Source organism: Bdellovibrionota bacterium, from assembly GCA_035292885.1.
Classification (GTDB): domain Bacteria; phylum Bdellovibrionota_G; class JALEGL01; order JALEGL01; family DATDPG01; genus DATDPG01.
On sequence record DATDPG010000085.1, the window covers coordinates 42,822 to 53,426 of the forward strand.

Consider the following 10,605-nt stretch of genomic DNA (forward strand, 5'->3'; position numbering starts at 1 on the left):
GTCGTCCTCCGAAGAAGCGGTCTCTTACTGAACGCCTTTGTATTCGATCTCGACGGCACCAACCTCGACACGAGAGTGCATTGCTACGATGCCGCATGCATTGTAGTATTCCCGGCGGAGCAACGAACCGTGGACCGAGTGGTGGAAGCATACAAGAAAGACATCGACCGCACCCTCCTTCGCGAGAATCTGAAACTGACGCCGGAGGAGCGGATTGAAAAATTGATGGAACTTCAGCGATTTGCCGAGGAGCTACGACGCGCTGGACACCAGCAGCGTGAAAAGAAATGACCGATTTTAAAGGTCTCCTCCGATGCCTGAGTGAACGCAGAGTCGAGTTTATTATCGTGGGGGGCGTGGCGGCTACCGCGCACGGATCTTCGCAGCTAACCGTAGATCTGGATATTGTGTACCGGCGAACATCAGAGAACATTCAACGTCTCGTCGATTCGTTACAACCCCAGGCTCCTTATCTGCGAGGCGCGCCCCCGGGCCTGCCTTTCCAATGGGACTCGGAGACGATTCGCCACGGTCTTAACTTTACATTAACGACAAAGCTGGGAGACATCGATCTCCTGGGCGAGATCGTGGGCGGCGGCAAGTACGAGGATCTCGCTCCTCACTCGATTTCACTAAACCTGTATGGAGTTTCCCACCGCTGTCTGAATCTGGAAAAACTGATCGAAGTCAAACGCGCCGCGGGCCGACCCAAGGATCTAGAGAGACTGGCTGAACTCGAGGCCCTTCTCGAAGAGCGCAAGAAATGATGACTTACTGAACGTCTTTATATTCGGCGTCGATGACGTCGCCCTTCTCACCCGATCCGTTCGTGGGACCCTTTTTGGGCTCTTGAGTCGGGCCGCCCGGCTGGCCGGCGGTGGTTTTGTACATGACCTCGGCAAGTTTATGGGAAGCCTGCGTGAGGTTGTCCAATTCCTTTTTCATGGCGTCGTACTGGTTCGTCTCCAGCGCCTTTTTAGCGGCCGCCACGGCATCCTCGATCGCCTTGAGCGAATCCGCAGGAACCTTTTCCTTGTTCTCCCGAAGCAGCTTTTCGGTGTTAAAGATCATCGAATCGAGATGGTTTCGCGTCTGAATCTCTTCATGACGTTTCTTGTCTTCGGCCGAATGAGATTCGGCGTCCCGGACCATCCGATCGACTTCATCTTTCGCAATTCCCGAGGAAGCGGTGATCGTGATCTTTTGTTCCTTCCCGGTCGCCCTGTCTTTGGCAGCGGCGTTCACGATTCCGTTCGCATCGATATCAAACGTCACCTCGATCTGCGGAACGCCGCGCGGAGCCGCCGGGATCCCTTCCAGATGGAATCGGCCCAGCGTTCGGTTATAGGTCGCCATTTCGCGTTCGCCCTGAAGGACATGAATCTCCACCGATGTCTGGTTATCGGCCGCCGTCGAAAACACTTCCGACTTGCGGACGGGGATCGTCGTGTTTCGTTCGATCAGGCGGGTCATGACACCGCCCAGCGTTTCGATTCCGAGAGAGAGCGGAGTCACGTCCAGCAGCAGAACGTCCTTCACGTCGCCGGCTAATACGCCGCCCTGAACCGCGGCGCCCACCGCCACGACCTCGTCGGGATTGACGGTCTTGGATCCTTCTTTCCCGAAGAGTTCCTTCACAAGCCGCTGTACGTAAGGAATTCGGATCGATCCGCCGACCAGAATGACCTCATCGATGTCAGCCGGCTTGACGCCCGCATCTTCCATGCATTGGAGGCACGGACCTTTGGAACGTTCCATGATCGATCCGGCCAATTTCTCGAACTGCGCCCGGGAGAGCCTTACGTTCATGTGCTTGGGTCCCGAGGCATCGGCCGTCAAGAACGGAAGATTGATTTCGGTTTCCATCACCGTCGAAAGCTCAATCTTGGCCTTTTCCGACGCTTCCTTGAGCCTCTGCACGACCATCTTGTCGCCCGAGACATCGATCCCCTGATCTTTCTTAAATTCGGCCACGAGCCAATTGATGATCACCTGGTCGATGTCGTCGCCGCCCAAATGGGTGTCGCCGTTTGTCGCTTTGACTTCCACGACCTTATCGCCGACCTCCAGAATCGAAATATCGAAGGTTCCTCCGCCGAAATCGTAAACGGCGATGAGCTGGTCTTTCTTCTTATCCATGCCGTAGGCCAGTGCCGCAGCCGTCGGTTCGTTGATGATTCGCTTCACTTCGAGTCCGGCGATCTTTCCCGCATCTTTGGTCGCCTGCCGTTGAGCGTCGTTGAAATATGCCGGGACCGTGATTACGGCGTCTTTCACCGGCTGGCCGAGATAATCCTCCGCCGCCTTCTTAAGTTTCATTAGAATCAGCGCCGAGATCTCGGGCGGGGCGAAACTCTTGCCTTGGATTTCCACGACGGCGTTGCCGCTGCCGTCCCGGGCGACTTTGTACGGGACCGTCTTCATTTCGCTTCCGACTTCCTCATAACGTCGTCCCATGAACCGTTTGATCGAAAAGACCGTATTTTCGGGGTTTGTGATCGCCTGCCGCTTAGCCACCTGCCCGACCGCGCGGGTTCCGTCTTTTAGAAACCCAACGACCGACGGCGTCGTACGGCCGCCCTCTTCGTTGGCGATGACCTTGGCCTCGCCCCCCTCCATCACGGCTACGACCGAGTTGGTGGTTCCTAAATCAATTCCGATAATTTTCGACATGCGTGCTCCCTTTATGTGAATTTCTCAGTGACAACGCTTGCTTACATAAGCACCAAACGATTCATGTCAAGAGCGGGCGGAAAAGAGATCGGTCGACAACTTATTGAACCTATTGAGTTTTCTCCCGCCCCTCCTACAATGGGTTTGGCGTGGCCAAACCACAGGAAGAACCCGAACTCCAGGTGCAAATCGATGCCGTCTCGGACATCCTGCAGACTTTTGAGAAAGTCTTGCGCGCCTACCGGATGTACGCCGCCGACCATGTCACGGTCGACCAGTTTGAAACGAAGGCTTTTGAAAAGATCTCCGCTTTTTTGCAAAACGATTCCGAGTTAACGCTCGTCGTTAAGCCGTATGAATTCCACTTCGGTGAAAAACCGGTCTACCACAATACGAACAAGCAGGAGAATTTCTCGTTCAAGTTTCATCAGGACGGCATTCGGCAACTGAGCTTTATTCAGGGGATTACGAAGGAAGAACTGAAAGCGTTTTTTCAGATTCTTCGCACGGACTACGAGTCGTACGAGTTCTGTGACGAGGATACCGTCACGCTCCTTTGGAAAAACGCGTTCGAACATATTTCTTACGTCGTGGTTGAAACGTTCGCCGAAGCGGGACAAGAGGCGCAGGACCTCGAAACGACGCTTGCCCAGATGGCCAAAGATGCCTTGCGGGATGAGTCCCAAGCCTCCATCTCCTCCCTGCTTTCCGGGGCGGTTCCCACCGCTCGCCGACGTTTGAAACGCGCGGACGCCGAAGAAATCATGAATCTCCCCGATCTCGATGTTGCCCGCGTGTCCCAGGAGGGCATGGATCAGGCTCGCTCCCAAGTCGGCGGCGACGACGATGTCATCGTTCAGCGAATGATTCTCGTTCTGTTGCGTGTTTTGATTACCGAAGAACGCGAGAAAGAATTCCGGGCGATTTCAACCGTGGTCCGGCGGATGATCGAGTCGATGAGTCGGCTGGGCAATTTCGGATTAGCGGCGAAGATCTACACCAAACTCAAAGAACTGGCCGATTCCTCTCGGAATCCATCCGCTGCCAATACGGCCCTCATGAAATCGTTCTACGACGAAATGAACGATCGTTCGGTGATCGAGCCCGCGACCAAAGCCGCCTCGGGCCATGAATTTTCAAAATTCGACGATTTTGGACAGTTTGTCGCCGCCCTCTCCGTCAAATCAGCGCCGGTCATTTTTGAGCTTTTCAAATCCACGGACAAACCGGACTTCCGATCGAAGCTCGTCGTTCCGCTGGCCTCCATTGGAACCGAGCACGCCGATCTTTTCGCTTCGACTTTTCAAACTCCAAATTCAAATCTCGCCCTTGCCACGCTCGACCTACTCTCTTCGATCGGTCTTTCCAAGACGGCCCCTCAAATCAAACGAGCGTTTCACCACAAAGATCCCCACGTACGCTCCAAGTCACTCGATATCCTGGCGCAAGAGGGAGCGGAGCATGCGAAAGGTCTCTGTTTAAACGCTCTGAAAGACGCTCATGCTATCGTCCGCATGAAAGCTCTCAAACTTCTCGTGGATACGGGCGACAAGAAGCTTGCAAAACCGATTTTTGAACTGACCCGCGGCGCGGAATTTGATGCACGCGATCTCGAGGAGAAAAAACAGGTTTACACCGGACTGGGCCGCCTGGGCGGCGCCGCGCTTTTGCCCATCTTCCGGGACGAACTGAAGGGGGGTATGTTGGACCGAACCGAGAAAGCGATTGAACGACGGATCGCCGCCGCTTGGGGTTTACTCACCGTGGGCGGCGATGTGGCCCGAGCGACCGTGGTGAAAGAGAAAGATCGAAAGTTGGTGCCCAATCAACTTAAAGCAGCATGCGAACAAGCGCTGCTTAAGTGGCCGAAAGAAAAGGCCCATGCCTGACGACAAGGAACACCAGTCGCTTCTCCAGGAAGTTTACGAGGCCGGGCGGGAAGAAGATGGAGAAAACCAGCTCCAGCGCATCGGTAAAGAGCTGGTGGACCGTCTCTTCATGCTTTATCGAACCGGCCGCGTCCATGACATACAAAACGAAGCGACCAACCAGGCGATTCAGAATCTGCAGAAAGTCCTCGATGAACTTTCGACGTTCGGTGAAAGCGTTTCGATTACGGCCGTCGGCGAGGGGTTTTATCTCAACAAAGTTCTTCTTAAAGTGGAATTCAGCGGCTTTGAAAACTTCCGTTTCCTCTCTCAGCTGCTGCGCCAGTTCAAGATCGCGGGCTTCACGTTCACGGGCGCACCGGCCACGGAAGAGCTTCGCTCCTTCTTAAGCGCGCTCCTAAAAAGCGGTCCGGACGAAAACTCCAAGGAATGGATCGGCCACACCTCGTATACCGCCATTCGAATCATACCGGCCGGACAGATGTCCGAGGTTGAAGCCCGGAACATCACGGCCGAAATGCTGTCCGATCCAAGCTATCTCCTTCGCCTCTATTTGAAGACCGTGATCTTCCTTCAGGAGTTCATTAAATTGGCGGAGGCGGGCGAACTCACGTCGCTCAGCCGCCTGCAACGAACGATCCACGAATTTATCGACGCGATGGGAGAGGATCGGCGGACGCTTCTGGCGCTGACCAATATTCACACCTCAGAAAGCCAGCTCGCCTATCATTCGGTCAACGTCATGCTTTTTTCGCTCTTGATGGGCCGCGAGCTGGGCATGAGCAAGCGGCACCTCTCCGACCTTGGAATGGCGGCGATGTTGCACGATATCGGCAAAATTCAGATCCCCGCCGAGATTCTTGAAAAGCGGCTTCAGCTCGGCCCGAATGATTGGAAGGAACTTCAAAAGAGCAACACGTACTCCCTTCTTCAACTCATCCGGTTGAAGGGTTTTAATGAATCCGCTCTCCGAAGAATGTTGGTTGCCTATGAGCACACGCTCAGTCTTCAAGAGGGCAAGGGACGGCGGCCGATCCTCTTCTCCCGAATTGTCGCGATCGGACACTGTTACGACGCCATGATAACGCCTCACAGTTACCGCGATGCACTCTTGCCAAACGAGGCGTTGAAACTGATGACCAAAGAAGAAGAAAAAAAGTTCGACGGCGTCCTCCTGCATCTATTCACGAAGTTGATGACGCTTTATCCGCCCGGCTCGCTCGTCCTTCTCAATACGAAGGACATGGCTCTGGTGATCGACGGCCCGGAATCACGGAGCGATCCGGCCAAGCCGCGAGTTAAGTTTCTATACGGTCCGGAGGGAAACCGTCTGCCGCCGAAAGAAATCGATCTCTCCAGCGACCGTTCCGGCAGATCGATCGTCAAATCACTGGATCCGTCGAAATACCGCATCAATCCGCTGGCGCATCTCTTCGCCGAAGTTCAAGTAGCTTAGCTTCGAAACCGGCGAACGCTTCGCTTGACTACAGCCGTATAAAACAGAGCGGCCGAGACAATCAGCAGCGGGTAGAAAAGGACACCCGATGCGAAGGGGACCATTAAAGCGCAAACGGCTGTCGAGAAATACGCCGCGGTTACGGCCAACGGCCGGCCTCGCAAGAGTCTGGCCACCGATAGACAACCCAGCGTGTATAGAAAGAGAAAGGCGACATTTGGAATCAAAAAGAACAGTCGCATCGGCACATGAAAGAATCTTTGAATTAGAAGAGCCGCGCTGATTAAGAAAAAAAGAAAGAGAACGCTGTTTTTCGGCGTTGCCGTACGGGCATCCAGGTGACCCAACCCCTTCGGCAGGTCGCCATCGCGAGCCATGGCGTAGCCGAGGCGTGAAACGCCCGCCGTATAGGCATTCATCGTCCCCAGGCAAATCACGGCGGCGATCACACCCGTGAGAATTCGCCCCGGCCTGCCGGCGAAACTCCCGGCGAGCGCCACCAAGGGTGCGCTCGCGCCGCCTTCGTTCGAAAACACACCCACGCCGATGAGAACAAAGGCCACCGCCATATAGAAAAAACCGACGATGACGCCGGCCGTGACCGCTGAACGAAGCATGTCGCGCCGCGGATCTCGAAATTCCTCGGCGAGATGAGCGATGGCCTCCCATCCCAAGAACGACCAAAAGATCAATACGGCGGACCTCCCAATACCGATAATTCCAAACGGAGCAAACGGACTAAAGTGATCTAGTCTTACGGACGGCAGGCCGACGATCACAAAAATCGAGAGAACAAGGACTAGGAGCCCGCTGAGCGCAAGTTGAACGTTGGCACTCACGCGAATCCCTAAATAATTGGCGACCGTGACCGCCATCCAACTTACCCAAGCAATCCAGAACGAGTACTCGCCCGGCAGGGGAAACGCTGCCACCAGATGGTCCGCCAATATGTGTGCCGCCGCGACGGCTCCCGCGGGAACGGAAAAGAAAATGAGCCAGCGGCTGAGCATGCCAGCCGTCCGCCCAAATACACGCTCGATCATCGTTTGGATCCCGCCCGCGTCGGGGAACTCGGCTCCCGCAGTCGCAAATGTCCAGGCCAGAGCAAGACCCAGGATTCCCAAAATCGCCCAGGCAATCAGCGACGCCGGTCCTCCTTCGCGCCAGGCGAGGAGGGGGATGACCAAAATTCCGGTTCCAAGAACAGCCGCCAGGTAGAGAGCTAGTCCTTGAGCGAAGCCCAGATTTTTTCGGAGGGCCGACAAAGTTGAATTCGTTTACAGAGCGAGACGAGGGCCGTCCAGAATTAAAGAACGAATAAAGCGATATCAGGAAACAGCGGCGCGCGCCGACGCATGAGCGGCGGCTTCAAATCCCTGATCAAACAGCTGAAGATTAATCGCGAGCAAATCTTTCTTACCGCCCAGTTTGTGCTCCACGGCTTCGCGTATCAGCTTCGGTTCGATAGCACCGTTGCGAGCCGCGAACGCTCCCAAGATCGGCATGTTGGCCGCCTTGGCGTTCCCCGCCTTCACCGCCAGATCGTTCGCCGGAATGTACACTTGATCGATGTCGGCTCGGTCGCTTCGAATGTCGATCAAACTGGAATTCACGATAAGCAGGCCGTTCGGTTTGATATGGGGGACGAATTTGTCAAAAGACGGCCGGTTCATTACAGCGACGCAGCTCGGCTGACTGATGATCGGACTTCCGATCGGGTGATCGGCGATTACGACGGAACAATAAGCGGTTCCGCCGCGCATTTCAGGGCCGTAAGACGGGAGCCAGATCACATGTTTTCCGTCTTCCATGCCGGCCAGAGCGAGAATTTGTCCGATCGCCAGAACTCCCTGTCCTCCGAATCCGGCGAACGTGACTTCAATTTGCATGGGGAGGTTCCTTGAGTTCGCCCAACGGGTAGACGGGAATCATTTTGTCGCGCACCCAATGCCCCGCTTCCGCCGGCGTCATCCCCCAATTCGTGGGACAGGTGGACAACACCTCGACGAAACTGAAACAGACATTGTCCACTTGATATTGAAAGGCCCGTTTGATCGCCTTCTTCGCTCGGATGATGTGCGCCGGATCGTGAGCCGACACACGGCAGATATACGCGGGAGTCAAAAGCGTCGAGAGAAGTTCGGCGACCCTCAATGGATATCCACTCTTTTGGACGTCTCGTCCCATTTGGGTCGTGGTCGTCTTCTGTCCCGGAAGCGTTGTGGGAGCCATCTGTCCGCCGGTCATGCCGTACACGGCGTTGTTGACGAAGATCGTCGTGAATTTTTCCCCTCGATTCGCCGCGTGCAGGATTTCGTTGGTCCCGATCGACGCCAAATCCCCGTCTCCCTGATACGTGAAGACAAACAGATCCGGCCTCACTCGTTTGAGCCCGGTGGCCAGCGCTGGCGCGCGTCCGTGGGGAGCTTCAAGAAAATCGGTATTGATGTAGTTGTACATCAGTACCGAGCAGCCGACGGGGGCTACGCCGACGGTCCGCTCCCGGACTCCCAATTCATCCAAACATTCGGCGACGAGGCGGTGGATCGTGCCGTGGGTGCATCCGGGGCAATAATGCGTCGGAACGTCATACATACTCAATGGACGAGTGAAGATCAGCGATTCGGACGAGGGCTTCTCGCTCATGGCCGTTTCCTTTCCGAAGTCTTCAGCCGATCACGAATTTGCCTCTTGACCTCTTCCGGCGTGGGAACGATTCCACCGCAGCGACCGAAAAAGTCGACCGGTTTTCTTCCCAAAACAGCCCGATGAACGTCTTCCACCATCTGGCCCATACTCATTTCCACCGTCAAAAAACATTTAACAGAAGGTCGCGCCGCCCAATTCCCGATCTGAGCTAAAGGAAACGGAAAGAGGGTGATCGGACGGAAGAGTCCGGCCCGCACTCCTTCTTCTTTCAAATCATCCACGGCCGTTTTGCAAATCCGAGCCATCGTGCCATAGGCAACAACCACAAGCTCCGTCCGATCGTCGAGAACGTATTCTTCGTAACGGATTTCTTCTTTTTCCATCCGCGCGTATTTGTCGGCCAATTTCTGGTTATTTTTCTCCAGCAAGTTCGGATCGAGGTACAAACTTTTGATGATCCGTGAACTGCGAGCTTTCGCTCCGTCGGTAATCCACTCTTTGGCCGCCGGCACACCCTCTTCCGCGGTTTCGGGGAACTCCACCGGTTCCATCATCTGGCCGATCATTCCATCCGCCAAGATCATCACCGGGCAGCGATATTTTTGAGCGATACGGAATGCGAGCTGCACGAGATCGACGGCTTCTTGAATGGAAGCGGGCGCGAACACGGGGAGACGATAGTCGCCATGCCCTCCCCCTTTCGTGCTTTGAAAATAATCGGATTGAGCCGGAAGAATTCCGCCCAGCCCCGGGCCGCCCCGGACGATATTGACGATCACTCCGGGAAGATGTGCGCCGGCCATATAACTGATCGCCTCTTGCATCAGGCTGATACCGGGACTCGAGGAGGTCGTAAAAACCGGCAGGCCGCTCGCCGCGGCTCCGAAAAGCATGTTGCTTGCGGCGATTTCGCTTTCCGCCTGCACGAAGACACCGTCGACCTCGGGAAGGCGTTTGGAAAGATATTCCGCCACTTCGTTTTGCGGAGTGATGGGATAACCGAAATAATATTTCGCGCCGACCCTCACGGCCGCTTCGGCGATCGCTTCATTCCCTTTCATCAGCTGGCGGCTCATTTCGGATCCCCCCTCTTTCTTCCATAGACGTCGATGCCGACGTCGGGACACGCTACGGCGCACAACTTGCAGCCCGTGCACTCCGATTCGTTCACCACATCGGCGTAAAAATAGCCCTGTTGATTAATCTTCCTCGACATTTGAATCACATGCTTGGGACACGCATCCACGCAAAGACCGCATCCTTTGCATCTCTCATGGCGAATTTGAGGGTGGGGCATTAATTCTTCTCCCACGGCCGGTGCATCGTCAGGCGCATCGTCAAAAGCGGTGTCTCGCCGACGGCCGTCTTTAGTTGGTCGAACAGCGACTCCCGCGCGGCGACGAACTTGAGACGCAAGCCCGATTCGGCGGCCGTCCTTCGAGCGACTTCGAGGCCATTTAGAACAACATCCACCGTCGTCTCGTGAAGAAGATGCGTATTCGATACCAAACCCGTAACCCGAAGACCGCACGCCCTCTCGAGATCGCGGATCATCCGAAGCGAACCCTGGACGGTTTGGGTAAACGGCCGGCGGGCGTTGAGCACCACCCAAAGACCGAACCGCCGATCCGGAACGGCATCCCGCAACGAGGCCAAAATCGAAGCTCCCACTTCGTCGCCGCCCACGTCGAGAACCACGCTCTCTTCCGAAGCCGCCAATAGCCGCCGCACTTCCGGAAGGATGATCGGCAAATCCGAATAGAATTGTTCACCCTTCGGAGCGATCACCGAGATTCCCTCGGAACGCAGAATGTCGATCGCTTCCCGCGACCGGAAATAGGGATTCACCAAATCGAGATCGATCAGCGACACGGGCCGATCGTCCTCTCGCCGGATTCGCCGGCTATAATTAATGGCGACTTCCGTTTTGCCGCTCCC

At 55.5% G+C, this 10,605-nt stretch carries 11 protein-coding genes; 4 read left to right on the forward strand and 7 right to left on the reverse strand.

Features of this window, described 5'->3' with window-relative positions; all coding sequences use genetic code 11:
* Positions 1-75: 75 nt before the first annotated feature.
* A complete protein-coding gene (locus tag VI895_07020; GenBank protein ID HLG19554.1) occupies positions 76-291 on the forward strand; it encodes a hypothetical protein in 216 nt (71 codons plus the stop codon).
* The gene (locus VI895_07025) at positions 288-767 is read left to right on the forward strand and encodes a hypothetical protein (GenBank protein ID HLG19555.1); all 480 of its coding nucleotides are present in this window, start codon (positions 288-290) and stop codon (positions 765-767) included. The genes VI895_07020 and VI895_07025 overlap by 4 nt, the downstream gene beginning before the upstream one ends.
* 4 nt (positions 768-771) lie before the next feature.
* Here the strand turns inward: VI895_07025 and dnaK are convergent, their stop codons facing one another.
* Positions 772-2,673, reverse strand: a complete 1,902-nt coding sequence (gene dnaK / locus VI895_07030; protein HLG19556.1) for a molecular chaperone DnaK — start codon at positions 2,671-2,673, stop codon at positions 772-774.
* A gap of 149 nt (positions 2,674-2,822) precedes the next feature.
* Here dnaK and VI895_07035 point away from each other — a divergent pair, with 149 nt between their 5' ends.
* Together VI895_07035 and VI895_07040 are read left to right on the forward strand one after the other, a co-directional pair.
* Positions 2,823-4,562: a hypothetical protein gene (locus tag VI895_07035; GenBank protein ID HLG19557.1), complete on the forward strand. Its 1,740-nt coding sequence runs from the start codon at positions 2,823-2,825 to the stop codon at positions 4,560-4,562.
* The gene (locus tag VI895_07040; protein ID HLG19558.1) at positions 4,555-6,018 is read left to right on the forward strand and encodes an HD domain-containing phosphohydrolase; all 1,464 of its coding nucleotides are present in this window, start codon (positions 4,555-4,557) and stop codon (positions 6,016-6,018) included. Before VI895_07035 ends, VI895_07040 begins: the two co-directional genes overlap by 8 nt.
* Here the strand turns inward: VI895_07040 and VI895_07045 are convergent.
* The 6 genes from VI895_07045 to VI895_07070 form a co-directional block, all read right to left on the reverse strand.
* Positions 6,015-7,283, reverse strand: a complete 1,269-nt coding sequence (locus VI895_07045) for an amino acid permease (GenBank protein HLG19559.1) — start codon at positions 7,281-7,283, stop codon at positions 6,015-6,017. The genes VI895_07040 and VI895_07045 overlap by 4 nt on opposite strands.
* Positions 7,284-7,346: 63 nt before the next feature.
* Positions 7,347-7,907, reverse strand: a complete 561-nt coding sequence (locus tag VI895_07050; protein ID HLG19560.1) for a 2-oxoacid:acceptor oxidoreductase family protein — start codon at positions 7,905-7,907, stop codon at positions 7,347-7,349.
* Positions 7,897-8,664, reverse strand: coding sequence for a thiamine pyrophosphate-dependent enzyme (locus VI895_07055; protein ID HLG19561.1), 768 nt, complete (start codon positions 8,662-8,664; stop codon positions 7,897-7,899). The genes VI895_07050 and VI895_07055 overlap by 11 nt, the downstream gene beginning before the upstream one ends.
* The gene (locus VI895_07060) at positions 8,661-9,743 is read right to left on the reverse strand and encodes a 3-methyl-2-oxobutanoate dehydrogenase subunit VorB (GenBank protein ID HLG19562.1); all 1,083 of its coding nucleotides are present in this window, start codon (positions 9,741-9,743) and stop codon (positions 8,661-8,663) included. Before VI895_07060 ends, VI895_07055 begins: the two co-directional genes overlap by 4 nt.
* Positions 9,740-9,964 (reverse strand): 4Fe-4S binding protein, encoded by a 225-nt coding sequence (locus tag VI895_07065; GenBank protein ID HLG19563.1) that lies wholly within the window; start codon positions 9,962-9,964, stop codon positions 9,740-9,742. Before VI895_07065 ends, VI895_07060 begins: the two co-directional genes overlap by 4 nt.
* On the reverse strand, positions 9,964-10,605 hold a 642-nt coding region (locus VI895_07070; GenBank protein ID HLG19564.1), incomplete at its 5' end, for a hypothetical protein. The genes VI895_07070 and VI895_07065, both read right to left, overlap by 1 nt.

Coding starts and splice junctions, on each gene's coding strand:
- VI895_07025 (HLG19555.1), top strand. CDS start 288: ATGACCGATTTTAAAGGTCTCCTCCGATGCCTGAGTGAACGCAGAGTC.
- dnaK (HLG19556.1), bottom strand. CDS start 2,673: ATGTCGAAAATTATCGGAATTGATTTAGGAACCACCAACTCGGTCGTA.
- VI895_07040 (HLG19558.1), top strand. CDS start 4,555: ATGCCTGACGACAAGGAACACCAGTCGCTTCTCCAGGAAGTTTACGAG.
- VI895_07050 (HLG19560.1), bottom strand. CDS start 7,907: ATGCAAATTGAAGTCACGTTCGCCGGATTCGGAGGACAGGGAGTTCTG.
- VI895_07055 (HLG19561.1), bottom strand. CDS start 8,664: ATGAGCGAGAAGCCCTCGTCCGAATCGCTGATCTTCACTCGTCCATTG.
- VI895_07060 (HLG19562.1), bottom strand. CDS start 9,743: ATGAGCCGCCAGCTGATGAAAGGGAATGAAGCGATCGCCGAAGCGGCC.
- VI895_07065 (HLG19563.1), bottom strand. CDS start 9,964: ATGCCCCACCCTCAAATTCGCCATGAGAGATGCAAAGGATGCGGTCTT.